26 protein-coding genes and 1 pseudogene are annotated in these 26239 nt (G+C 34.4%); 8 read left to right on the top strand and 19 right to left on the bottom strand.

Going from position 1 to position 26239, the window contains the following annotated elements; genetic code table 11:
- Positions 1-34: 34 nt before the first annotated feature.
- Entirely contained in the window at positions 35-1630 is a 1596-nt protein-coding gene (locus tag KFV12_RS01515; protein ID WP_111716868.1) for an L-lactate permease, read from the bottom strand.
- A 344-nt stretch (positions 1631-1974) separates the two neighbouring features.
- On the opposite strand from KFV12_RS01515, the gene KFV12_RS01510 reads away from it, so the two are divergent.
- Positions 1975-2514: a hypothetical protein gene (locus KFV12_RS01510; protein WP_239242050.1), complete on the top strand. Its 540-nt coding sequence runs from the start codon at positions 1975-1977 to the stop codon at positions 2512-2514.
- Between the two features lie 200 nt (positions 2515-2714).
- On the opposite strand, the gene KFV12_RS01505 is transcribed toward KFV12_RS01510, so the two are convergent.
- The gene (locus tag KFV12_RS01505; RefSeq protein WP_111716871.1) at positions 2715-3932 is read right to left on the bottom strand and encodes a NupC/NupG family nucleoside CNT transporter; all 1218 of its coding nucleotides are present in this window, start codon (positions 3930-3932) and stop codon (positions 2715-2717) included.
- Between the two features lie 301 nt (positions 3933-4233).
- On the opposite strand from KFV12_RS01505, the gene KFV12_RS01500 reads away from it, so the two are divergent.
- Positions 4234-5511: a DUF1958 domain-containing protein gene (locus KFV12_RS01500; protein WP_254257116.1), complete on the top strand. Its 1278-nt coding sequence runs from the start codon at positions 4234-4236 to the stop codon at positions 5509-5511.
- A 9-nt stretch (positions 5512-5520) separates the two neighbouring features.
- Here the strand turns inward: KFV12_RS01500 and KFV12_RS01495 are convergent, their stop codons facing one another.
- On the bottom strand, positions 5521-6114 hold the full coding sequence (locus KFV12_RS01495; protein ID WP_111716874.1) for a TetR/AcrR family transcriptional regulator: 594 nt from the start codon (positions 6112-6114) through the stop codon (positions 5521-5523).
- A gap of 210 nt (positions 6115-6324) precedes the next feature.
- On the opposite strand from KFV12_RS01495, the gene KFV12_RS01490 reads away from it, so the two are divergent.
- Together KFV12_RS01490 and KFV12_RS01485 are read left to right on the top strand one after the other, a co-directional pair.
- Positions 6325-7668 (top strand): ABC transporter permease, encoded by a 1344-nt coding sequence (locus KFV12_RS01490; protein WP_254257115.1) that lies wholly within the window; start codon positions 6325-6327, stop codon positions 7666-7668.
- Between the two features lie 70 nt (positions 7669-7738).
- The gene (locus tag KFV12_RS01485; RefSeq protein WP_170122516.1) at positions 7739-8443 is read left to right on the top strand and encodes a M50 family metallopeptidase; all 705 of its coding nucleotides are present in this window, start codon (positions 7739-7741) and stop codon (positions 8441-8443) included.
- A gap of 208 nt (positions 8444-8651) precedes the next feature.
- On the opposite strand, the gene KFV12_RS01480 is transcribed toward KFV12_RS01485, so the two are convergent.
- Positions 8652-9536: a nuclease-related domain-containing protein gene (locus KFV12_RS01480; protein WP_254257114.1), complete on the bottom strand. Its 885-nt coding sequence runs from the start codon at positions 9534-9536 to the stop codon at positions 8652-8654.
- Positions 9537-9626: 90 nt separating this feature from the next.
- Positions 9627-10823 carry a putative multidrug effflux MFS transporter TcaB gene (gene tcaB, locus KFV12_RS01475; protein WP_254257113.1) on the bottom strand — a complete coding sequence of 399 codons (1197 nt, stop codon included), beginning with the start codon at positions 10821-10823 and terminating at the stop codon, positions 9627-9629.
- A 120-nt stretch (positions 10824-10943) separates the two neighbouring features.
- Here tcaB and KFV12_RS01470 point away from each other — a divergent pair, with 120 nt between their 5' ends.
- The 3 genes and pseudogenes from KFV12_RS01470 (at position 10944) to KFV12_RS13350 (ending at position 14824) form a co-directional block, all read left to right on the top strand.
- Positions 10944-12395 carry an NAD-dependent succinate-semialdehyde dehydrogenase gene (locus KFV12_RS01470; protein WP_239242059.1) on the top strand — a complete coding sequence of 484 codons (1452 nt, stop codon included), beginning with the start codon at positions 10944-10946 and terminating at the stop codon, positions 12393-12395.
- 115 nt (positions 12396-12510) lie between these two features.
- On the top strand, positions 12511-13701 hold the full coding sequence (locus tag KFV12_RS01465; protein ID WP_254257112.1) for an MFS transporter: 1191 nt from the start codon (positions 12511-12513) through the stop codon (positions 13699-13701).
- Between the two features lie 74 nt (positions 13702-13775).
- Positions 13776-14824, top strand: a pseudogene (locus KFV12_RS13350) (SDR family oxidoreductase).
- Between the two features lie 58 nt (positions 14825-14882).
- Here KFV12_RS13350 and desA read toward each other — a convergent pair.
- From desA to KFV12_RS01420, 7 genes are all read right to left on the bottom strand, one after another.
- A complete protein-coding gene (desA, locus tag KFV12_RS01450) occupies positions 14883-15896 on the bottom strand; it encodes a Delta(5) desaturase DesA (RefSeq protein WP_254257110.1) in 1014 nt (337 codons plus the stop codon).
- A gap of 225 nt (positions 15897-16121) precedes the next feature.
- Entirely contained in the window at positions 16122-17135 is a 1014-nt protein-coding gene (gene moaA / locus KFV12_RS01445; RefSeq protein ID WP_254257609.1) for a GTP 3',8-cyclase MoaA, read from the bottom strand.
- A complete protein-coding gene (gene mobA, locus KFV12_RS01440; RefSeq protein WP_239242066.1) occupies positions 17113-17745 on the bottom strand; it encodes a molybdenum cofactor guanylyltransferase in 633 nt (210 codons plus the stop codon). The genes moaA and mobA overlap by 23 nt, the downstream gene beginning before the upstream one ends.
- Positions 17746-17979 (bottom strand): MoaD/ThiS family protein, encoded by a 234-nt coding sequence (locus KFV12_RS01435; RefSeq protein ID WP_133423641.1) that lies wholly within the window; start codon positions 17977-17979, stop codon positions 17746-17748.
- 5 nt (positions 17980-17984) lie between these two features.
- Positions 17985-18425, bottom strand: coding sequence for a molybdenum cofactor biosynthesis protein MoaE (locus KFV12_RS01430; RefSeq protein WP_239242068.1), 441 nt, complete (start codon positions 18423-18425; stop codon positions 17985-17987).
- Positions 18412-18915: a molybdopterin-guanine dinucleotide biosynthesis protein B gene (mobB, locus tag KFV12_RS01425; RefSeq protein ID WP_254257109.1), complete on the bottom strand. Its 504-nt coding sequence runs from the start codon at positions 18913-18915 to the stop codon at positions 18412-18414. The genes KFV12_RS01430 and mobB overlap by 14 nt, the downstream gene beginning before the upstream one ends.
- Positions 18909-20156 (bottom strand): molybdopterin molybdotransferase MoeA, encoded by a 1248-nt coding sequence (locus tag KFV12_RS01420; RefSeq protein WP_254257108.1) that lies wholly within the window; start codon positions 20154-20156, stop codon positions 18909-18911. The genes mobB and KFV12_RS01420 overlap by 7 nt, the downstream gene beginning before the upstream one ends.
- A 65-nt stretch (positions 20157-20221) precedes the next feature.
- On the opposite strand from KFV12_RS01420, the gene moaC reads away from it, so the two are divergent.
- Positions 20222-20698: a cyclic pyranopterin monophosphate synthase MoaC gene (gene moaC / locus KFV12_RS01415; protein WP_239242074.1), complete on the top strand. Its 477-nt coding sequence runs from the start codon at positions 20222-20224 to the stop codon at positions 20696-20698.
- On the opposite strand, the gene KFV12_RS01410 is transcribed toward moaC, so the two are convergent.
- The 7 genes from KFV12_RS01410 to KFV12_RS01380 form a co-directional block, all read right to left on the bottom strand.
- The gene (locus KFV12_RS01410; protein ID WP_239242076.1) at positions 20699-21205 is read right to left on the bottom strand and encodes a MogA/MoaB family molybdenum cofactor biosynthesis protein; all 507 of its coding nucleotides are present in this window, start codon (positions 21203-21205) and stop codon (positions 20699-20701) included.
- 11 nt (positions 21206-21216) lie between these two features.
- Entirely contained in the window at positions 21217-22212 is a 996-nt protein-coding gene (locus tag KFV12_RS01405) for a ThiF family adenylyltransferase (protein ID WP_254257107.1), read from the bottom strand.
- A gap of 18 nt (positions 22213-22230) precedes the next feature.
- Entirely contained in the window at positions 22231-23388 is a 1158-nt protein-coding gene (locus KFV12_RS01400) for a nitrate/nitrite transporter (protein WP_240838628.1), read from the bottom strand.
- Between the two features lie 167 nt (positions 23389-23555).
- The gene (locus KFV12_RS01395; RefSeq protein ID WP_188018007.1) at positions 23556-24062 is read right to left on the bottom strand and encodes a hemerythrin domain-containing protein; all 507 of its coding nucleotides are present in this window, start codon (positions 24060-24062) and stop codon (positions 23556-23558) included.
- An 11-nt stretch (positions 24063-24073) separates the two neighbouring features.
- Positions 24074-24724, bottom strand: a complete 651-nt coding sequence (gene nreC, locus KFV12_RS01390; RefSeq protein WP_240838625.1) for a nitrate respiration regulation response regulator NreC — start codon at positions 24722-24724, stop codon at positions 24074-24076.
- Positions 24725-24734: 10 nt separating this feature from the next.
- Complete coding sequence (locus KFV12_RS01385; protein WP_240838623.1) at positions 24735-25763, bottom strand: sensor histidine kinase; 1029 nt, start codon at positions 25761-25763, stop codon at positions 24735-24737.
- A gap of 1 nt (position 25764) precedes the next feature.
- Positions 25765-26232 carry a GAF domain-containing protein gene (locus KFV12_RS01380; protein WP_254257106.1) on the bottom strand — a complete coding sequence of 156 codons (468 nt, stop codon included), beginning with the start codon at positions 26230-26232 and terminating at the stop codon, positions 25765-25767.
- Between the last annotated feature and the right edge of the window lie 7 nt (positions 26233-26239).

Here is a 26239-nt window from a genome sequence, read left to right as displayed (position 1 = left end):
TTTAAGTTTATTTTGAATTTATTAATGCTATGAATTAAAGCATAATACTTAATACAAAAGTCCATAGACATACAAATACGAGTAACGCGATACTATACTTAAGCGTCATATTTAATAATTTTGATTCTTCCCCAACTGCTCCAACTGCTGCAGATGCAATTGCAATTGATTGTGGTGAGATTAATTTAGCCATAACACCACCAGCAGTGTTTGCTGCTACAAGCAATGCTGGATTTGTACCGATAGAGCTTGCTGCAGTCGCTTGAATTGAAGCAAATAATACGTTGTTATTTACAACTGAACCAGTCATAAATACACCTATCCAACCTAAAATTGGAGAAAGTAATGGGAAAATCGAACCTGTTTTGGCAATTGCTTGACCCATTGCTACAGTTAACCCACCATATGTTGTTAATTTAGCGATAGCTAATATTGCTGAAATCGTTACGATTGGAATCCATAATTCTTTAATTGTACGACCAAGTAATTCAATCGATTTACCGATATTAATTTTCGGTGAGAACGCAATTGTAAGTAATACTGCGATTAAAATAGCAGTACCCGTTGCACCGATTAAGTCTAGTTTAATCATTACACCTTTGCCAAGTGTTTCATTAAACGTACCAGGCATTGTAAATGTAAGAATTGTTTTTGCTAATGGCCCACCTTCAGCGAATAATGCTTTGAATGCTGGTAAGCTCCATAACAATACTAAACCAGTTAAGAAATAGAATGGGCTCCATGCAGTAATGATTTCTTTCGCTGGATGTTTCGTTACTTTTACTTCATCGTCTGTTAAACGGAAAATATTTTTTGGTTGCCATTTGCTACAGAATAAAGCTAATGCTGCCATCGCAATTAAAGCTGGTAATAACGCAGCAAGTTCTGGTCCCATGAATAAAGTAATAACAATTCCCATACCAGTGTAAACTAATCCTGAAACTAAAATTGCAGGTAATGTTTCTTTAATACCTTTAAAACCATCCAGAATAAATACTAATAAGAATGGGATAACTATATTAATAATAGGTAACGTGAATACAGACGTTTGTGAAACATCCATTGCTGTTACGCCACCCTTTAAACCTAATGTGTTGATAATACCAACAGGTATACCAATTGCTCCAAAAGCACCTGATGCACCGTTAGCTATCAGACAGAACATCGCAGCTTTCAATGGTTCAAAACCTAATTGTACAAGTAAAACAGCACAAATTGCGATTGGTACACCAAATCCTGCTGCTCCTTCTAAGAATGCATTGAAACAGTATGCAATTAATAATAATTGAATACGTTGGTCAGCAGAAATACCAGAAATAGAATCTTGAATAACCTGGAATTTCCCACTTTCTACAGCAACTTTGTATAACCAAACAGCCATAACGATGATATAACCAATCGGGAATAAACCTTGTACAATTCCTTCTGTTACACCACCTGCTGCTACAGCACCAGGAATTTTAAATACGAATAATGCAATTAACGCAGTTACAACAAGCGTAAGTATTGCTGCGTTGATACCTTTCATTTTTAAAACTGTTAAACATAATAAAAACATTATAATAGGTACTGCGGCAACAATTGCTGATAAAGCTAAATTGTTGAATGGATCGAACGATTCTACGAACATCTCTTTTCCTTCTTTCTTTCTAAAATTTGTTTTTTAGGATATTTACTTTTTATGAAAACAAAGAAAACTGTTACTATCTTAAATCGAATACCCTTAATACAGTTCCATACTACAACGTTATGAAATGATATGCAAGCATTTTTTGTGATTATTTTCACAAATTCTAAATATATGTTTTAAAACATGTCAATTTAAGCAAAATACTTAGTGTAATAGTCTTTAAACTAACGAATTTCAGCTAAAACACTGAATGAGATGATTATTTTGCTTAATTAAAGGGTAAACTGTAACTAAATATAATGCAAATAATAACAAAATAAATCATTTTTATGGGGGACGAAACAATGAAGAAAACAATAACTATCGGCTCAACATTACTTGCTGGCACTCTTTCGATGACGTTTATTGCTCCGAACTATGCTGATGCTGCAGGATATTATTACTGGCACAAAGGTGATATGGATGATAGTACAGTTTTAAAGACAACTTTTAAGAATGCAATAAATAAGAATGGTTTCACGTACGATGGTGTAAACATTAATACTGAATACGGAATATTCAAGCGCGTGATGAAAAATAACCAGATTGCTTATAAAAAATTACGTAACGGTGTATATCAATCACGAAATGCAACATTTATCTTTAGTTTAAAAAATAATAAGCTCCATAATAATTCAAAACTTAGAGGTATATACTTTAAGTTTGATGACTATGCCATTTCTACAGCTAAAATTAAAAAAGTATATGGTACACCTGCAAATACGAAACGTATTAAGAACGGTTTAACATATACTTATAAAGCACATTACAATATTAAAAATAAGTTTGATTTCGTAAAATCAAAGGGCAGTTATAAACTTACGGGCTTTATGACAACAAAATAAAAACTAAGACAGGGTCGGAGATATCTCCAACCCTGTCTTAGTTTGCTAATGACTTCTTATTCGATTTAAATGCACGTTTCAAGCGTCTTCTAAGATCCCTTAACAGTCTTTTCAAAAGAACCGTCTCCCTTATATTTCGCTTTATTACATATATATTATAACAAGTCTTTATTAATTCAATATGAAGTTAATATTAATTCTTACCAGCTGAATAAACCAACGAATGCTGCTGATAAAAGTGATACTAAAATACCTGCTAGTAACATCATAGGTACATATTTAGCGATAAAGTCAGAAGTTTTCACATCGACAATACCTTTTAACGCCCCAATAATCATACCTACTGTTGAGAAGTTGGCAAATGAGATTAAGAATGTAACAAGTACCGCTTTCATGTGGTTGTCCATTGATTTCATTGCATCTTGAATTCCGATCATAACTACGAACTCGTTTGTAACGATTTTAGTTGCCATATGTCCTGCGACAGTCCATGCTTCACCAAAAGGTAATCCTAAAAGAATTGCGAATGGGAACATAAATAAACCTAAAATATCTTTTAAACGAATTTGCATGCCAATGTATTTATCTAATAAAGATAATAACATATCAGCAAATGCCGCTAGTGATACGAATGCAATTAAGAAAGCGATGATGATTAAGATTAATTTACCTGCACCTAATACAGAGTCACCTAAGAATGAGAAGAATGGTTGACGATTTTCATGTTTGATTTCAACAACATAATCTTCTTCCGGTGTTAATTTAACTGGGTTTAAAATAGTTGCGATAATAATTGCGTTAATAATATTTAATGGAATTGCTGTTAACACTAATTCACCAGGCACCATTGTTACATAAGCACCAACGATTGAACCTGAAATACAACTCATCGACATCAACGCAACAGTAAGTACACGTGCTGCATTCATATGACTAACTTGCTCTTTTGATACCGCTAAAGCTTCAGTATTACCTAAGACCATCATTTCAACTGAATAGAATGATTCAAATTTAGGTTGACCAGTTACTTTACCGATTAACCAACCGAACCATTTAATAATAAATGGTAACACACCGATATACATTAAAATATCAAATAAAGGTACTACGAAAAGAATCGGTAATAATGCTGAAACTGCCATATCCATTTTTCCAGGTCCTGGTGCTGTCCAGCTACCAAACGGCATTCCGATACCTACATAAGCTGCTTGTAACATCCAGCTAAATGCATCTGCTACAGCTTTTACACCATTACGTCCCCAAGGGAATTGCGTAAAGAACCAAGCTAAAAATAAGTTAACAACTAACATAATAACGACTGATTTCCAGTCGATATTTTTCTTGTCACGAGAGAAAACAAATGCGACTAAAATAAAGACAAAGATACCTAAAACATTAAGTAATAAATAAGTATTCATGATTTCCACCTTTTAAATTTTTTATCTTAAAGATTATAGCATGATAAACTTGCAAACAATACAATTATTTTCATTTATTTACGAACATTTTTTCATACCGATGCTATTATTTTTTCAAATCTCGAATATTAAAAGTTTTGAAAACGTTTTACCAATAATATCATCTGTATTTTATTTTTTATTTTGTCATATTACACTCTATTTACGAAAAAATATTTTTCAAAAATGATGAATGTCTTTTTCTATTAGGGTATTATGATAAAATGTAATCATTGAAAACAGAACATAGGAGTTTTATATCATGAAAATTTTTAATTTAAAAAGCTTAATTGTAAGCTTTATTCTTTTCTTTTCATTTACAGGATCGATTTCAGCAGTGACACCATCTGAAATTGCAACACAGCAAGGGATGAATATAGCTCCTAAATATAATCCTAAAGGTACGATTGTTATTGCAGAAAAAAATGGTCAGATTCTATATGGTGATAATATTGATACCAAAGCACCACCCGCTTCTATGTCTAAATTGATGTCAATATATTTGTTAATGGAAGAAATGGAAAAAGGAAAAATTACTTTTAATACGAAAGTAACAGTTAACGACAAATATTGGACGATTGCTCGTTTACCGATGTTAAGCAATAACGTGTTTAGAAAAGGTGCCACTTATAAGGTCTCTGATCTTATTCAGCTCGCAGTAACGCCATCAAGTAACGCGGCAACTTATATGTTAGTGAATTTAGTAGAAAAAGACGATTCTGATTTTGTGGATCGTATGAATAAAACTGCAAAAGCACTTGGTATGAAAAATACACGTTTCTTAAATCCTGTCGGTGCACCAAATAATATGCTTCTTCAATATAAACCAAAGCGTTATCAAGCAGATGGAGATAACTTAACTTCTGCGAGAGATTACTCAATATTAAGCCAGCATCTAGTTAACGAACATCCAGAAATTTTAAAGTTTACTAAAAAAGCGTTTGTTACTGTTAAACCCGGCACTGAAGATGAAGAATCTTTCCATACATACAACCATTCTTTAGAAGGAGGACAATATCCTTTTAAAGGAGCAGACGGATTAAAGACTGGTTCTAGTGATACAGCTGGTTTCAATGTAACAGTTACCGCTAAACAGCAAAACATGCGTGTTATCGCAGTCGTTCTAGGTGTACAACATTGGCTAGATCCTGATGCGGAATACAATAGAAATAAAATGGCTAACGCTGTGATGCAGGATGCATTTAATAAATATGAATATAAGAAGGTTTTAACAAAAGGCGTACATAAATTTAACGGTAAAGAATACTATGTTCATAATGATTTATATGATATCGTGAAAAAAAATCAGCCTGGGAAATTAATTTTAAAAGATGGTAGTGTTCATTATGATTATGAACGTCAATTTGTATCAAATGATTATAAACCTGCAAGTGTCAAATACGAAGATTACCAGCAATATAAATTGAAGAAGTTTTGGAACGATCATTATTTATCAATAATGACCGCCTTAATTTCTTCATTTTTATTGGGACTCGGGATATTGGTTTACTATTATTGGCCGAAAATTAAGAAGAACTAAGCATGTCGCTTAATTCTTCTTTTTTAATTCTTGTTGTAATAAACGAATAGGTCCATTATAAGCCATCTCATATGCAAATCTTGCAATTTCTTCAGGTGATTCCTGCATATCTGTTCTCACCCAATGTTTAATGACACCAATTTGTGCGCTCGAAATAAATGAAAAATAATATTTAAAAGGAACTCCCTGTATATAATCTAAATCAATCATGCGTTCAAAGTTTTCTTGAATAATTTTTCGGAACTTGGACTCGAATGTTGTGTTTAAACTTGGATGGAGCATTACTTTAAAGAATAGTTTGTCTTCTTTTAGAATATACATAATTTTTTTAATAAATACTTCCTGAAAGAGATTGTTTTCATGAATAATTTTACTGATGTCCATTGTTTTTTGTAACGTTATAAACCTACCAATCATTTCATCTTCTATACTTTCAAGAAGTTCATACTTATCAATATAATGTAAATAAAACGTTCCTCGATTAATATCAGCCTGTGTTGCAATGTCATTGACAGTTATATTGTCAAATGATTTTTCTAACATCAATTCTAATATAGCTGTTCTAATACTTCGTTTTGTTTTTCTAATTCTTCTATCCTCCATAGCTTTCACTCCTTAATAATATTCTTTACTAAATTTCATTAAGCTTTGATGATTATTTTTCAATAAAATGTCTTTTATTAAACAAATAGTTATTTTATTGTTGATTAACAATCATATTGTCTTTTTTTGATTATTGTACCGTTTGTTAATCAGATTATAATAAACAATATATTAATTAATCAACAGATTGTTCATTAGGAGGACAGTATTATGAAAATTTTAAAAAACAAATTGATTTATCTAGTACCTTTTATCGCTTTATTACTCATCGGATTATTATCACTTGCCTTTTCACCTGCATATAATCCTAAACCAAAGGAAATGCCTATCGCAGTTGTTAATTTAGATGAAGGTATTGAAGTTCAGGGGAAAACACAAAATATCGGTAAAACATTTTTAGAGAAACTACAATCAAATAAAAAATTTACTGATACCGTTAAGTTTATAGAGGTTGACTCTGAAAAGGCTTTAGAAAAAGGCTTTAAAGATATAGAATATTACGGTTCAATAGTCATTCCGAAAACATTTACATATGATGCCACAAGTGCAATGCGTAAAGAAATTCAAACTGCTAAAAAAGCAGAGGGTGCAGTAAAGGCAAAATCTGCTCAAGCTGAAATGCAGAAAAAAATTGCAAGCGGTGAAATTACACCTGTACAAGCTCAGGAGATTGCTAAACAAATGCAAGCGAAACAAGCTAAAGTGTTAGAAGCAAATAAAGATTTATTGAAACCTATTGAAGTTAAACAAGCTGAATTAAAAGTATCTATCAATCAAGGCGCTTCTCCACAAGGTGCTCAAATAACAGATGGTATCTTAACTAACATGACAACTAAAATAAATGATACTTTAGCACAACAATCTGTTACTCAACTTGATAACGCAAACGTGAAAGTTTCAGCAAAAACAATGAATCAGTTAATGCATCCTGTTAAAGTTGAACACACAGTAATAAATGAAATAAAAGATCATCAAGCAATGGGTAATGCGCCAATGTTATTCTTTACACCAATCTGGTTAGGGTCACTCATTTCTTCAGTGTTATTATACTTTGCGTTTAGAAATTCCAATATTATAGAAAAACGTGATCGTTTCGTCGCATCAATTGTACAAATTGTTGCCGCTTCAGTTGCGGCGATAGTTGGTGGATTCTGTGGTGTTTGGTTCATTACTTCTGTACTTGGATTTAATATGCCAGATACATTTAGCGTAAGTATTTATATCAGTATCGCAATGTTCGGATTTATCATGTTAATATTAGGATTAATGTCTTGGTTAGGTATGCCTGCTATCCCATTATTCATGGTCGTTTTATTCTTTAGTATGCAACTTTTAACTTTACCAAAACAAATGTTACCTAAATTTTATCAAGATTATTTATTTGATTGGAATCCCTTCAGAATATATGGTGATGGAATTAGACAGCTTATTTATTTAGGACATAACTTAGAATTTAATGTACCGATGCAAATGTATTTAGGCTTTGGCATTTTCGGTGTTGTTGCAATTATATTAGCAGCTGTTATTCGTCCACATAAAGGAAAAGAAGCATAACTAAAAGATGCGACTCCAGATTGAGGAGTCGCATCTTTTTTTATGCTACTATCTTTATGAGGTGAACCATTTGAATACTTTTTTATTGTTAGCATTTGCTAGCATTTATTTAATATTATCATTGTATTACTATAATCGGCCGAATGTATTGATGTTGTGGTTGAGTTATTTACCAACATTATTGCACGAATTCGGACATGCATTAATATGTCAGTTAACCGGGGGAAATGTAAGCGACATCGTTATCGTGACAAGAAGAACTGAACGACTTTCAACTGGACGTAACGGTTATGCTGTTTCACATACGACATCTGGTTGGAATCGATTTGCTACTTTTATCGCAGGTTATATGTTTCCACCCCTATTTTTAATACTTGGAGTATTTTGTTTATCGAGAGCGTGGCAAATCGGTTTTTGGATATTACTAGGACTTGTTTTCCTCTATTATTTTGTAAAAACATCTAGAAAGATATTTCCTTTTGTTGTGATGTTATTAATTGCCGGTGGATGTTATTTGTATTATCGTTATCAGGATGTTGTTTCAATGTGGGTGGTTGGAGATTGGATTATTTATATCGTGCTAGGAGTTCTATTAGCTGACACGATTCTATCAAGCTATACGATGACTATCATCTATTTCCAGGGGAATACCTCTTGGGATGGTGCAATGTTAAGCCGTCTAACAAGATTGCCAGTTTTGGTTTATTATTTATTGTTTATAATAGTGCAACTCGGAAGTTGCTGGTACGTTGTGAAAGTCTTGATATTGGGATGAAATGGGTCGATTCTATTGTTGAATCGGGCCATTTTGCTTGCTTTGGCACGGTTCCTTATTTGAATCGGGCCATTTTGCTTGTTTTGGCACGGTTCCTTAGTCCAATCGGGCCATTTTGCTTGTTTTGGCACGGTTCTCTTCCTGAATCGGGCCATTTCATCTTGTTTGGCACGATTCCTTAGTCCAATCGGGCCATACTATCTTAAATTTATTTATAATAATTCGTGAAATAAAAGTACTGTTCCCCGTCTTTTTTAAAATACTTCTCCAACACTCTATAAGTAGTATTTCTCAACTCTCTTCCTACCCAGCGATGAGCATCCTTTGTTGTTATCGGGCGATTCAGCAATACTTCTAATTCTATTAAGTTATCTCTAATCAATTCCATCTTCTTCATGCGCTTCAAACACCCTTTGCACACAATCGCTTTCGTCTTATCACAAATAATGTTAATTTCCAAACCACACTTCGTACATTGTAGTCCGCGCTTAACTTTTTCAAAGTTAAAATTCGGCCTTCGATCATATAAACTAATTGGTCTATGGATATCATTAAAATAACTTGCCATCCTACTTTCGAGTTCTCCCGCCGCAGCACATTCTCCAACGGATTTCATAACCTGACCTATATCGTAATACTTTACCATGCCAATAACTTTATTTTGAAATGAAAATCCTTTATTAATAAATATCATTTTACTTTCAACAGAATGCCCTGTTTCCATCCATTGAATAAGACCTGTCAATGTTTCATGCATCGTCATAAATTGTGCTTCTGGATTCTTTATACTAAAGCCAGGCTTTTTCCAGACCATTCCTTCGTTCACAAATTTCCCGAAATAATTCTTTACATCAAATGCAAATATCTTCTCTCCGGTTAAAATCATTCGATCAACTTCAAAAGACTGACCTTCGAACCCTATACAAATATTGAACAGCTGAATATATTTATCTTCCACAGGAAATTCGTTTAAGAATTGCAACTCACCTAAATAACCATAGTAACTGCGATGATAATCTTCACTGTATTCATACGATGGCAAACGACGTTTCAGTATATCTTCAAGTACAACAATTCGTGGTGGTTGAATCATGATTGTCCTCCATTATGTGATACCTTACATATAACAAATCGTTGTAAAATTACTATTACAATTGTATAAATTTTACATAAAAAAACACCACTACAAAGTGATGTCTTTTAAAAATTTAATTCGTATAAATTGTGCCAGTAAACTACATATCACGATAATCACTATAAACGGTACGACAGATGTTTCTCCCATAACACCAACAAGTGGTGACAATAATCCACCTACTAGAAATTGCATCAATCCTAAAATTGAAGATGCGCTACCTGCTCCTTGTTTCTGCACCTGCATCGCAATGGAAAATCCTGTTGTTCCAATCATACTAACCGGTGTGATTAATAAGAAGAAACTCATCCATAAACACCACATCGGTAAATGTAATATGAGTATGATACTTGTTGCTAACATTCCAACGAGTTGTATCGTCTGACCTAACTTCAATATGTCTACTTCACTCATTTTATCTACTAACTTCGCTGTAAGTTGACTAAATATAATCAAACCAACACCATTGAAAGCAAATAGATAACTAAACTGCTGCGCATTCATATGATATATTTTCTGGGTAATAAAAGGTGATCCTGAGATATAACTAAACAAAATCCCATAAGTCAAAGCTTGTAACATTAATACCGTTACAAACTGTTTATTAGTGAGTAATTTTTTGAAATCATTCACGATCGATTTCAATGCCCCTTCATTACGGGCTGATTTCGGCAAACTTTCTTTTAATGTAAAAGAAAGAAAAAACATCAACCCGCCATATATCGCAAGTATGATAAACACTGTTTGCCATGTTGACACGCTTAAAATTACTCCGCCGATAACAGGTGCTAATACGGGTGCTAATCCATTTACAAGCATTAATACTGCCATAAATTTCGTTAAATCTTTTCCTTTGTATAAATCACTCGATATCGCTCTGGAAAGTACAGCTCCTGCACCACCAGAAAATCCTTGAATAAATCGGAATAATACGAGCATACCAATATTAGTACTTGTAGCTGCCAATAATGATGATAACGCGTAAACTAACAAAACAACTGCCAGTGGCTTCTTCCTTCCGATAGTATCACTGAGTGGCCCTATAAAAATTTGTCCGACGGCAAGCCCAATCATACATGCAGTAAGACTTAATTGCGCATTCGATGCTGTCGTATGCAACTCATCTGCTACACTCGGTAATGCGGGAAGATACATATCTAGTGAAAGTGGACCAAATGCTGCTAATAGTCCCAATACAATTACTAATATGAATTTATTCTGTTCTTTTCTTACTACTTGTTCCATAACATCCTCCGTAATGAAATAATTAATAGTATACATTAACTCACAAAGCATATCACTTGTTTAACTTCATTATGCAAGGGAAAATATAACTACAAGCAAAATATAGAAAGAGGGATATAAATGACAGAATCAATTAACAATGTTCATAAAGATCTATTTATCAATGGCGAATGGGTAAAGACCGCTGAATATAAAGATTTAATTAATCCTGCATCAGGAGAAGTCATCGCTAAAATTGCACAAGCTGACGAGACACAAGTAGAAGATGCAATTCAGGCAGCCCATGATGCTTTTCAACCATGGAAAAGTTTAGAATTAAAAGATCGTACTAAATACTTACACAACATTGCTGATTTACTAGAAGAACATGCTGATCGTCTTGCAGAAATCATGACGATTGAACAAGGTAAACCACTAAAAGAATCTAAGCTAGAAGTACTAGCCGGTGCTGAAAGTTTCAGATGGAACGCTGAAGAAGCACGTCGTCTCTATGGTGAAACAATACCTGCACCAAATGACCATAAGTATGAAATTGCCTATGAACCCGTTGGTGTCGTTGGTGCCATCACACCATGGAACTTCCCATCAGGAATGATTACTCGAAAGATCGCACCTGCACTTGCAGCAGGAAATACAGTTATCCTTAAACCATCAAGTGATACGCCACTTTCAGCATTAGCAATCTTCGAATTATTCGAACAAGCTGAATTACCTAAAGGTGTTGCCAATATCGTAATGGGTAGTTCTAAAGAAATAGGTGAAGCAATGACTTCTTCAAAATTAGTTAAGAAGATAACATTCACAGGCTCTACACCTATTGGTAAAGCACTCTATGAACAATCAGCTGATACATTGAAAAAAATGTCACTTGAACTTGGTGGACATGCGCCATTTATTATCAATGAAGATGCAGATATCGATGCTGCGGTAGAAGGATTAATGGCTGCAAAATTCCGTAATAACGGACAAGTTTGTATTGCACCAAATAGAATTTTCGTTCATAAATCTATTAAAGATGATGTATTAAAACAACTTACTGAAAAAGTTGAAGCACTTAAAGTTGGAAACGGCCTTAATGAAGATACGAATGTTGGACCACTTATACGAGAAGATGCTATAGATAAAATTAAGAAACAAATTATTAATGCAACTGATAAAGGTGCAACACTTGTTACAGGTGGTCATCGCTTAACAGGTGATGAATATGATAATGGTTTCTTCTTCCAGCCTACAATTTTAGATAACGTTAATCGCACAATGGATATCTTCTATGAAGAAACATTTGGTCCAGTTATTCCAATCATAACATTTGATACTTTAGAAGAAGTCATCGAAATGGCGAATGACAGTGAGTTCGGTTTAGCAAGTTATGCTTATGCTAAAGATAGCAAAACGATACAAACGATAGCTACTTCGCTTGAGTATGGTATGGTTGGTATAAATGAAGTAGCGATTTCAAATCCTGAAACCCCATTTGGTGGTGTAAAACATTCAGGATTCGGCCGAGAAAATTCTCACCTCGGTATTAAAGAATACGTTACCGCTAAATTTATTAACACTAAATTCTTATAAAATTAAGCTTAAGGGACATTTCCCTTAAGCTTATTATATTTACTTATAGATGAAACAGGCCTATAATATCTTAGTTATTGATTTTCAATATATCACTTAAGAAAGGAATGATTATTTGTCACATTCAGTAGATAAATTATGGACAAGAGAATTTGTACTCGTGTCACTAATCAATTTCATTATTATGCTTTCAATGTTTTTATTACTTGTTACAATCGGTGGTTACGCTGTTGAACATTATCATGTTTCAACAAGTACAGCTGGTCTTGTTTCAGGTATTTTTATTGTTGGAAGCTTATTCGGCAGATTTTGGGCTGGAAAATATATTGATATCATCGGCCAGAAAAAAACACTTGTAATTGGTGTCATTATATTTGTTGTAACAACTGCACTTTACTTTGTTTCATTCGATCTAACCGTTCTTATTACTGTTCGTTTATTAAACGGTATAGGCTGCGGGATAGCTTCTACCGCTACAGGTACGATTGCCGCATTTATTACCCCAAAGAAAAGACGTGGTGAAGGTATAAGTTATTTCAGCATGAGCGCTGTAATGGCAACTGCTGTAGGACCTTTCCTGGGAATGTTCTTATTACAATTTATAACGTTCAGACAACTATTTATTTTCTGTTTAGCATTAGCGTTAATCGCACTTTTCATGTTACCAAGCATCAAAGTCAATGAAGATCTAGAAGGATTAAAATCACAGGCACCTAAAGGTCTACACATTTCTAATTTTATCGATACGAATGCTATTCCTATTGCAATCGTTGTGTTAATTTGTTGTACTGCTTACTCTAGCGTACTCAGTTTTATTTCATTTTTTGCAAAAGAGAATAATATGGTCACTGCCGGTAGCTTCTTTTTCTTAGCATATGCTATTGTCGTATTATTATCCAGACCATTTACAGGTCGACTAATGGATACACGAGGTACAAATGTCGTTATGGTACCTGCAATGCTCGCATTTATTGCAGGGCTACTCTCACTTAGCTTAACGCACACTCCTATGATGCTAATAATCAGTGCGATGTTACTAGGATTCGGGTATGGCAACTTTTTATCAATCGCGCAAGCTGCTGCGGTAAAACGAACGGAACCTCAAAAAATCGGTCTCGCTACATCTACTTTCTTTATCTTCTTAGATTTTGCATTAGGTTTTGGACCGTATTTATTAGGTATCTTCATTCCAATTATCGGATTACATGGCTTGTATTTTTATATGGGTATTGTCGTAGTCATCGGTATGATTGTATATTTCATCTTACATGGAAGAAAGGCACATATTTATGATGCATTAAACTAAGACTTTTTTGTCTTGGTTTTTTCTTTACTTATTCATACAATTTATTGCACAATAGAAAGTACTTAACAAAAATAATGGATGTGAAAACTTTGAAAATATTTTTAACGGGCGCAACAGGATTTGTAGGAGCCCAACTAATTAATAACTTGCTTAACAATAAAGATTATGAACTTTATGTTCTGTATCGTGATGAGCATCGTAAAAATAAACTTATTACAGAAGACAACAAAGACAGATTACATTTTATTAAAGGTGATATTACTGCAGAAGATTTTGGCGTAGATAACAATACGATTTCGCGTCTTCCTGCTATGGATTATTTTTATCATCTAGCGGCACTTGTAAAATTTGACGAAGATTTAAGAGAAGATTTATTTAGGATTAATTACGAAGGTACTAAACATGCATTAGCTTTTGCTGAAAAAATCAATACGAATCATTTCCTTTATGTATCTACAGCTTATACTGTAGGCATAATGAAGATGCAAAAGAAATATTACACGACATTGATGCAGAAACAAATAATCCTTATGAAGAAAGCAAAGTAAAAGCCGAGTACTTAGTTGCTGCTTCACATATGAAAACATCTATTTTAAGACCTGCAATTATCATCGGAGATTCAGTTACAGGCGAAGCAGACTCTAAGTTTACGATGTATGGCTTCATGAAAGCTTTAAAAGTTTTCAAACGCAAGATGGATCGTAATCCGGAAAGCGCCAAACATACATATCGATTATTTGTAGATGATAACTGTACTTCTAACTTAGTTCCAGTTGATTATGTCGTTCGTGTATTAACACGTGCAATACCAAATGCTGAAGATAAGAAAATTTATCATATTACAAATAACCGACCTCCTGAAAACTTGGCAGTACTAGACATTATTAAAAAGTATTTAAACTTCGATCAACTAACCGTTGCACCTACAAGCGATCAACATACGATGAATGACCAGGAAGCTATCCTGAATGGTTATATCGATGTATTCGAACCTTATTTTAAAAAATCAATCACTTTTGATGAAACCAATACAAAATCAATGCTTGATAAAACAGGGGAAAACACACTGACACTTACGACAGCACAACTCGACCATATCATTGAAGTATTTTTTAAATCTTAAAAAGGATTTGGACATATGTCCAAATCCTTTTTTTCAGTTCAGTAACACGTTAGTTACTTTATATTACTTTTTTATTTGCATAGTTTTGATAATACTCTTTGAAAGTAATAAACACTTTCTTTTTCTCATCATATAACTTATATCGTATTGATTCTAAGCTTGTCTTTAAAGTAATTGTTGTTGCATGCTGTAAAGGCGGTGTTTCTTCATGTGCTTTTTCCAGGTAATAATTTGGAATTCGCGGACTTAAGTGATGCACATGATGAAAACCTATATTACCAGTCAACCACTGCAATAATTTTGGCAATTTATAATACGAACTACCTTCAACCGCAGCTTTTACATAATCCCACTCTGAATTTTCTTCAAAGTAAGACTCTTCAAAGGTATGCTGAACATAGAACATCCAAATCCCAAGCATTCCTCCGACAAACATTACTGGAATAAATACTGCAGCAAACAATCCAAAACCGAAGAAATAAATAATTGCTCCATATACTACAACAATTGCTATATTATGCAACCATGTGTTGATTTTTTCTTTTTGTCTTGCATCTTTACGATTGAATCGATTTGAAACAAGCAATAGATAAATCGGGCCAATAACAAACATCACAAATGGATTTCGATATATGCGATAAGCAAGTTGCGTCTTCTTATCAGCAGCTTCATATTCTTCAATTGTCATCATCCAAATATCACCGACACCTTTTTTATCTAAATTCCCACTCGTAGCGTGGTGAATATTATGTTCTCTGCGCCATTGTTGATATGGAAATAACGTTAAAAACCCTGTGAAATTGCCTAAACGATCATTCCACTTTTTGTTCTTAAAAAATGAACCATGACAGCAATCATGGAAAATAATGAAACTACGTACTAAAAAGAACGCCCCAACTACACCAAGTGCAATTGAAATCAATGGCGAAATCTGATACGCAAACATCCCTAAAATGATACATAGTAAATAAGGTACAAGCGTATTAAAAATTTGTATGATACTCAACTGAAATTCAGATTTCTCATACGGCTTTACTGCTTTTCTTAACATTAACTTTTTATCCCTTTCCATAGGTCACCTCTAAATAAAATAATAATGAAGCCAGTATTCCCTAATCAGTTACAAAAAGTCTTTACTTAACTATTATAAACGTTTCATCTAAATAATAAAACACAAAAAATAGCACCTAGTCTTAAAAACAGACCAAATGCTATTTTACTATTATTAATAAGCAGTTAAACACTATACAATCACATTGCATATATTCTAAAAATTATATTAGTATAGGAAATAAAATTATCCACCGATATAATTCATATTGATTTTTTTCTTCTTTCTATTTTTCACTGTTTCTTCAGTACGTTCATCCGAATAACGATCACTTCGATTGTTCCAAAGTTGAGTAAGTTTCGTTTCAAGCGCTTCATCGCTGACACCGCTTCTCATAAACGATTTGATATCATAACCATCTGTCGCAAAAAGACACCCGAATATCTTACCGTCAGAACTTAAACGTGCGCGCGTACAAGTTGAACAGAACGACTCAGAAACACTCGTAATAAATCCAAGTTTTGCACCATTGTCGTGTGTGTAATATTTCGCAACTTCACCAAAATATTTTGGTGCTTCTGGTTGAATATCAAAAGCTTCGGAAATGACTTCGATCATTTCTTTTTTTGAGATGACTTTATCAAAATTCCATCCGTTATCATTACCTACATCCATGAATTCAATAAAACGTAACGTGATTTTCTTATCTTTAAAATATTGCACCATCGGTATCATCTGTTCATCATTTAAACCTTTCTGAATGACCATATTCATCTTCACTTTCAGACCGATAGATACTGCATAATCAATTTGTTCTAAAATTTGATTCGCTGTAATACCACGCCCATTGATTGCTTCAAATGATTCATCTAACGCGTCAAGTGATACATTGATACGGCGTAAACCTGCATCATATAACGCCTGTCCATGTTTTTTTAATAAAAGACCATTTGTCGTAAGACCGATATCTTCAATACCTTCAATGTTGTTAAGTGCTTCTATCAAACTTGGTAAATCACGTCGTAGTAAAGGTTCCCCACCTGTGATTCGAATCTTTTTCACACCTAACTTGGCATAAATTTTTGCCAACCTCACAAGTTCTTCAAATGAAAGTAACTCATCTTTCGGTAAGAAGACATAATCATCGCCGAATATTTCTTTCGGCATACAATATGTGCACCTAAAATTACAACGGTCCGTTACTGAAATTCTAAGGTCGCGGATCGGGCGCCCTAATTTATCTGTTATTTGTCCCATAATATCCACTCCTTAATTTGAGGACACGTTTTAAATCTTCTTTAGTATTGATATTTTCATACCAAAACGGTGTGCTGTTAATGCGATTAATATGAATCAATGTTGTACTTTGCTGCGTCAATTCTTTTAATGCAAGTCTTCCTGTATCAAGTGATTCTTTTACGATTGGTAATAACGCATATCGATATACAGCTATCGTTCTGTGTATTTGCTCATTGTCTTGATATAAGATAGCATTTGATCTATTGTGTATACCTGCCATTTCATTTAAGTACCGAATTGCAACTGGAGTGACAAAAGGTGTATCAACAGAAATTACACAATAGTCTTCATCTGGTATTGCATGCATTACTGCATAAATACCAGATAATGGTCCACATTCTTTATAAGATACTTCATCAACAATCACTTCAATATCAAGTTGACGCATCTTTATATCATCTATAAAATATTGCGATAACATCTTATTTGAACTCAATACAATTCGCTCTATACCACTTTCAATCATTGTATGATAAACATGTTCATAGAATGGTTTCTCATCAAGTGGGTATAACGATTTATGACTTCCAAAACGAGAAGATTTACCACCTGCAAGAATAACTCCTATCATCTAACCACCACTTACTGGCGGGATGAGTGCAACAATATCGTGGTTATGGATTATTTCGTCATCCTTAACAAATTCCTCATTCACAGCTATTTGATAGCTTTCGCCTTGAATGTTTGGATATGTCTTTCCTAAGTGTGCTTTCAAATCATTTACTGAAATAGGCTCAGTAAATGTAAACTCGTCTTGAGAACGATTTACTTTAGCTTTAATATGTGCAAAATATAATACTTTCATCTATATCATCCTTTGTAATTTGGATGGTAACCACGCTGACCACCAATCCATTCTTCTCCGTCTTCCCAAATTTCTTTTTTCCAGATTGGAACGACTTCTTTTATACGTTCGATTGCGTATTCATTCGCAGCATAGCTGTCTTTACGATGCGGACTAGAAACACAGATTACCACTGCAATTTCTGACACTTGTAAATTACCGATACGATGCGCGATACTTACAATAGTCCCTGGCCATTTTTCATTAATTTCTTTACCGATTTGTGCGAGCTTTTTCTCAGCCATCGGAATATATGCTTCATACTCTAAATACTCTGTTTTAACCCCTTGTGTCCATTCACGGACAATGCCTGTAAAAACACATACTGCACCTTGATGCGGTGTTACAGTCATTTTTCTATAATGCTCAACGTCGATTGGCATCGTTACAACTTCAAATTGTTTCACGTGTATCATCCACCCATTTGTTTATAAATGTCTCTATCATTGTAGTGCATTCCTGTTGATCTTTTGAAGTATCAACCATTAATTTTATATTGTTTAATCTTTTTAAATCCAACTCATCTTTAGTCGATTTAAATAATACTATTTTATCATAGTTTGCCTGCTTATAACCTTCTATAAGGATTACATCCGGTTGAGAAGTAACTTCGTGTTGAATAATATACTCTAAGTTATTCAGCACATCTATATCTTCTTGTTTTATCAATTTGTGTAAATATTGATAACCTTGTACGATGCTCTCATCAGCACCACTTTCCATATAAGTAATGTGATCACGTGATTTAGGTATATCTATTTCGTCACCATTTTTGTCTCCGTGATGTTTAATAACAGTAACTGTTAATCCTTTAGTCTTTAATAAACGTATCATTGTATTCATAGTTGTTGTCTTGCCACTTTTTTTATATCCTACTACTTGTAATATTTTTACCATGGGACACCGTCTGATGGCGACAATCTATTCACTAATACATCAACCGTATCACCTGCAACAAATCCTCTCGTACCACCTGGCAATATAATCATACTATTGCTCTTAGCAATTGCTATTACTGCATTACTTTTATTGAAACCACTTGGTTTTACAGTCATCGTTCTATAGTCAAGATCCGCACGTATAAAACGCGTGAAAGGGTTAGCTTTCGTAAAATCTTCGGATAATATTGCTTTTACAAACGTTGGGTAAACGTCTCTTTCACCCATCATTGTTCGTAACACTGGACGTGTATATAATTCAAATCCTGTATAGCATGCGCTTGGATTACCTGATAACCCGAATAAGAATTTATTTGCTTTTACTGCTACTGTCGTTACACTACCTGGTCGCATCGCAATTTTATTAAACAATACATCAGCCGCTAAGTCTCTATAAATTTGTGGCATATAATCAAAGTCACCGACACTCACGCCACCTGTCGTAATAACAATATCATGATTTTGATATGCATCACGCACTGCATTAAAAAGTGTTTCGTAATCATCCGCTTTTACATGATAATTCAACACTTGAATATTCATCTCTTTACATAACCCCATAATCATCGGGCCGTTTGAGTTTCTTATTTTTCCGGGTAATAGTGCTTCATCGATTTCAACAAGCTCGCTTCCTGTTGCGATGATTGCAACTGATGGCTTTTGATATACTTTCACTGTTGCATAAGAAAAGGTTGCAAGTACCGCAATCACTCCAGCATTAATGATCGTACCTCGCTTGAGGATAGTATCACCTTTTTTGCACTCTTCACCCTGGAATGAAATGTTCTCACCCCTCGTAAATGGCTTTCTTAGTGTAAACCCATCATCTGTAGCTACAGTCTGTTCAAGCATTACAATTGCATCAGCACCTGCAGGAATTTTAGCACCTGTCATAATGCGTACTGCTTCTTTATTTTTGAGTGATTTCTCACTTACACTACCAGCCCCAATATGGTCAACTACCTTAAAAGCGACGCGATTGTCTCCGCTCGCTCCAGCACTTGCTTCACTACGAATTGCAAAGCCATCATATGGAGACTTATTAAACATGGGGATATCATAAGTCGCGATGATATCCTCTGCTAAAACATAATTTAAACTGTCAAGATAGTTAATTTCTTTAACTTCTTTTCGCTTGGCATATTTGATACATTTCTCAATCGCTTCACTAACAGGTATTGGTGTTCTTCTCTCTAACATATATATCCTCCCGCTCTAAAATTGTAGTATGATTAATATAAGTATATAAGAAAGGAAGTAATTCTATGAGCGAATTGACTCACTTTAATGAACAAGGTAGAGCTAAGATGGTAGATGTTTCGGATAAACAAATTTCTACGCGCACTGCAGTCGCTAAAAGTTCAATCAAAGTAAATGAAATCATTTACGATCAGATTATCAACCATACAAATAAAAAAGGCGATGTGCTTGGCGTTGCACAAGTTGCAGGTATTATGGCTACCAAAAACACCGCACAAATTATTCCAATGTGTCATCCGCTTAATTTGAGTGGTATCGATATTACATTTGAATGGGATACAACAGATGGTTACGAAATACTGATTACTTGCACTGTTAAAACAACCGGTCAGACTGGTGTAGAAATGGAAGCATTAACTGGAGCAAGCGCCACAGCGTTGACGATCTATGATATGACTAAAGCAGTCGATAAAGGCATGATTATCGGACCGACATATTTAGTTTCAAAATCTGGCGGAAAAAATGGCGATTTTAAACGTTAATTATTTTGTAAGCTCATGCACAATATGATGAATCTGTTGTGTAATGAGCTTCTTCATTGCTAAATTTACAGCACCGACCGAACCAGGAATTGAGAAGATTACCGTGTTATCTTTCGTGCCACAAATCGCACGTGAAAGAATCGCCCGCGGTCCTACATCTTCTGTATAACTTAAAAATCTGAAAATCTCTCCGAAACCTTCCATTTCTTTATCGATGACTGACTTCACCACTTCTATCGTTACATCGCGCTTCGCAATTCCCGTTCCACCAGTTGTAATAATCACATCTACTTTCTCGTGTAAAAGATGTTGAATCACCTTTCGAATTTCCGCCTGATCATCTTTTACGATTGAATAGTAGGCTTTATTGACAGAAATATTTATATCAGCTAAATGCTGAATCACTGCTTTGCCACCTTTATCTGTATCAAAGTCACGGGTATCACTCACCGTTATTACTGCAACTTTTAATGGTTTACGCTCGATATTATCATGTTCGTTATGCATTGATTTTCCTCCTACCCAAATAACTGATGATAGATTTTTTTAGCTTCATTGACTGTCTTCACTTCATGAATCAATAACCTGCCACCTTTAAACCATATCATAGGTCGATCCATAAACTTAAACCTTATGAAATAAGGATTTACATTAAACACAATATTTTGTGCTTTTAAATGACGAATAAGTTCCTCTTCATTGAACTTTAACGTCATAAATTGTACTGTATCTCGCCCGCAAAGCATCGTTTCCGTTTGCTTAAACAATAGATTAGGAAACGTCTTATCGTCACCACATGTTATACATTTTTCATTGAACATTTTAGAGAACTTCAAAGCTGTATGATCCATCTGCCATACATCTCCGAATATGAGTTTAGCATCAAATGGTGTTTTACTTAAAATTTTCATACAATACATCATTTGATAGCTTGTCGCAAGATTCACAGCAGGCTCTATAATTCCTACAGTATCACATGTTCTATTCATTACAGGAAGTATACCCATTACACAGTTAAAGCATGGTGTTACACCAGGAATAAATGGACAGGCAACATATGTAGATTCTACACATGCACCATAAATCCACGGTATATTATATTTATAACTAAAATCATTGATAACCAATCGCGTTTCAAAGTTATCCGTCGCATCTAATATACAATCACATTGCAAAAACGCCGCTTCAAGAAGCGACGCATCACAATGTGCTATATAAGTTTCAATTTCTAAATCACTGCGTATAGCTTTTAATTCTCGTTCACATGCCACAACTTTAGGCGTGCTCAGTTCAGCATCTGATTCTTTAAAAAGTGATTGTCGTTGCAAATTTGAAACTTCGACATAGTCACGATCGACGATAACAATTTTTTTTACGCCACTTCTAGCAATAGATTCTGCTAAGTGTGTGCCTAATGCGCCGCACCCAACAATACCAACTGTAGCATTTTCGATGAATGATTGACCACTTTCACCAATCCCGTAAAACTTTATTTGTCTACCGTACCTTGTCATGACTACCCCTCAATTCCGTTACTTTCTACCTTCTTTTTTATCCATCCAGAACATTGTTATTAAGGCAATTATACCAAACACTGCAAGGAAAGCGAAAGCCGGTTTATTCGTACCAAAGCTTGCCGCACAAAAAGCAATGACTAACGGCGGGAAGAAACCACCTAAACCACCCATCATCGATACAATACCGTTTACAATACCAGCCTGTTTAGAGTAGTAAGTTGGAGCTAATTTAAAAATCAGACCATTACCTAGACCAGCACAAGCAGAGATGATTAAACATCCTGCAGTGAAGAAGAAGATTTGATGATTAATAGAAAGCATTGCTGCCCCAATGATTAATCCGACAAATACAACCTTTAATACATCCATTGCACGTAGCTTATCACCAAGCACACCTCCTACAGGGCGTAGCAACGTTGCTATTGCGATAAACGTACCTGTTCGAATACCAGCATCAACTTTATCTAAACCAAAATTATTAACTAAAAAGTTCGGTAAGAATAATCCGAATGCTACGAAAGAGCCAAAAGTGATAAAGTACCAGAAACTTAATAAGTATAATTTATACTCTGGCAATACACCTTTAATCTGATCCATCAATGGTTGTTTAACTTTCGGTTCATCTTTATCACCGAATAAGAAGTTCAGTAAAGCAAATAAAGCCATAACGATTAAATATGATTTTACTGTGTTACTCCAGCCAATCGCGTTCGCTAAAGGTGGCGCAGCAAATGCTGATACTGCCGTACCGATGTTACCCATACCGTAAATACCGTTAGCAAGACCATGCTTTTCTTTAGGGAAATATTTTGGCACACTTGTAACACCTACAGAGAAGATTGCGCCCCCAACCCCTAGAAAAAGACCGGCAATCATCAACATTGTAGTCGATTGCGCCATACTAAGTAAAAATACAGGAATGAGCAGGAATATAAATGCTCCTAAAAATACCTTTCGTGCACCGATTAAGTTTGCATAATATCCTAATGGAATACGTAATACAGAACCTAAAATAACTGGAATTGCTAAAATGATTGCTTTCTGACTTTCAGGAATTGAGAAGTCCTGAGACATAAATGGTAATAACGGTGCAATAATTGTCCAAGCCATAAATCCAGCTAATAAACTGAACGTTTGAAGCGTTAACTGCACTTTACCTGATGCTTTGTTCATACGTTTCACCCTTTTTTATAAGTTTGTGATTATTTATACAAACTTATTTTAAGGCTTTTTAAGTACGTATATAATTGGGGATTTCCCCTATGATGAGGAAAGTTTCCCTATATGTTGTACAGTACAAAAAGTAAAACGCAGAATAATTATTATTCTGCGTTTCAAAGTTATATTATCTTTGTATTCACTACTTCCAGCAGCAAATCTTCATCTTTAATCTTGAATACTTTTTCTGCCATCGGAAACAGTACATTTTCTTCTTTATACATATGTACCATACAGATTTCATAGCCTTCATTTAAATCCTGCATGATTAAAGGGATATCATCCACTTCGTAATTCATCACCTTTGTCACCTCTAAGAAGTGATCAAAATACTGCATCATCTCATCGTGTTCTGCTTCTATCGTAATAATGGGACCTTGATCTGTTCCGATGTAAGAACCTAGGATAGGAAAGAAGAAGCGGGATTCCTTTTCCTGATGCTTAATCAATATGGGAATAAACGCTGTCATCAGTTTACGTATGTTGTTTACATGTTCAAAACGTGCGAGCGGTGCACATGTTTTAACAATTTGCATTTCACTAAACCATTCATGCATTAAACTTCTAATGAGCATATGCTCATTTTCTAATATGCGTAATGCTTTCATCTTTGTCTGGAATTGTTGCATATCTCCACGTCCTAAAAATCTAATAATTTTTTCTTTAAAGCATATTCTACTAGCTCAGGCTTTGATTTTAAGTTCAACTTATCCATTATTCTTGCTTTATGTGCTTCGACTGTCTTAACAGAAACAAAGAGCATCTCTGCAATCTCTTTATTACCATAGCCTTTAGCGATGAGTGGTAAAATCTCTAACTCTCTTTTAGATAGTATTTTTAAGTGATCATTTTTTGCCGAGTATTCACTATCATGATGAATGAGCTCATGAACAAGTGAGGTTGCCATCTTCGGATCAATATAAGTATCTCCAGCATAAACTGTCTTTACTGCCTGAATCAGTTCTTCATCCGGTGCATTTTTTAATATATAGCCATTGGCGCCATTCTTTAATACATGAAATAAATACTCATCATCATCATACATCGTAAGAATCAATATTTTAGTATCAGGAAATGCATCTTTAATTTTGCCGGTTGCAATTAATCCAGATTCTCCTGGTGGCATGCTTAAATCCATAATTAACACATCCGGTTTATGTGTTGCTACAACTTGAAATGCTTCTAATCCATCAGCAGCAGTTGCAACAACTTCCATGTCTTTCTGATAGTTAAGAATCATGGAAAAACCAGTTCTGACCACTGCATGATCATCAGCAATTACTATTTTCATGTTACTCCCCCTACAGTGGAATGGTGAGTGTTACAAAAGTCCCCTTACCTTTCTCACTGTTAATTTTTACAGAGCCATTTACGATTTCTGCACGTTCCTGCATTCCATATAAACCTAGCCCTGTGCCTTTAGGTGTCTGTCCAATCTCAAATCCATCTCCATTGTCACTAATTTCTACAATCAGTTCATCTATTTCTTTTTGAACTAATACGTGCACCACATCAACATTTGCATATTTTAAAGCATTAAGTATCGCTTCCTGTGTTATACGGTAAACTGCAGTTTCTATTTCATTTGAGAAGCGCTCCGACTGTATGTTTGTATCGAACTGGACATCTAAACCATAGTTCTTCTCTAATTGTTTGAAGTGCGAGCGAAATGCTGCAACAAGACCCAGATCATCAAGTGAGGAAGGACGCAATTCAAGCGATAAATTCCGAATATCATTCATCAGTCGTGACATTGAACCTTCCATGAGCTGTATATGCTTATTTCTATCTTCATCATCTTTATATTTCAGCAATCTTAAATCAACCACAACATTGAGTAGTTCCTGAACTACACTATCATGCAATTCTCGAGAAATTCTTTTTCTTTCATTCTCTTGTGCATTGATAATTTTTTTCGTGATAGTTTTTTGATGTAGCATCTCCTGCGTTCTAAGTTGTGGAGAAACATTTTGTAATGTAAGGACTTTCACATTTGGTGCATTCTGAAGTACTACATAAGATGCTGAATATGCAACAGGTTCTCCAATTTCATTCTTTAAAAAGAGTTGAAATGATTGATTGTTTTTATCTTCTTTCATAAAACAATTCATACAGGTCATCAATGCATGTTCATTTGTATAACCCATACAAGTTGAACAAAAACTTTCAAGTAACACATCTAAATTCTTTTCGTAATTTAGTACTCGTTTTGCAGCATCATTCATCGTAATAATTGAGTTATCCGCATTGATGAAAATGATTAATTCTTCCGTATCATTGTAATAATATTTGATCAGTTCTTCTAATAAATTCTGATTAAATTGATTCATACTAAGTGACACTATTAATCACATCCTTACGATAAAATGCACCAAATCCTTTATCTAACTCACCATTAATTGTTTCATAAACTTCTAGATTGAATGGACGTTGTTCTCTATTGCCGACAAGTAGAACCGCTGCCACTTTATTATATTTCCAAAGAGGTATAGCCATAAAATTAGTTAACTTCTCGAATCTCACTATCGGAAAATCAAAAATATGCGTTGCAATACTGCTTGTTGAAATATCTAATTCTATCCAGGAACGGCCGGATTTGAGAACAAATCCGGCGATACCCTTTCCTTTTTGAAGTTCTATTTTTTTAAATCTTTCGTTTGTAGCTCCCGATACAAATGTCCAATGTATATCAGTCTGTAAGATTAGATCAGAGGGCATTGCAAGGCCAACAAAATCTACATTTAATTTATCTTTTAATTGATCTACTTCATCTTGATAATTATAGTGTATCGCTTCCATGCTACCT

This window comes from Macrococcus epidermidis (genome assembly GCF_024205965.1).
GTDB lineage: Bacteria > Bacillota > Bacilli > Staphylococcales > Staphylococcaceae > Macrococcoides > Macrococcoides epidermidis.
Note: the sequence above shows the minus strand (reverse complement) of the source record. Positions and strands in the feature narration are given on the sequence as shown.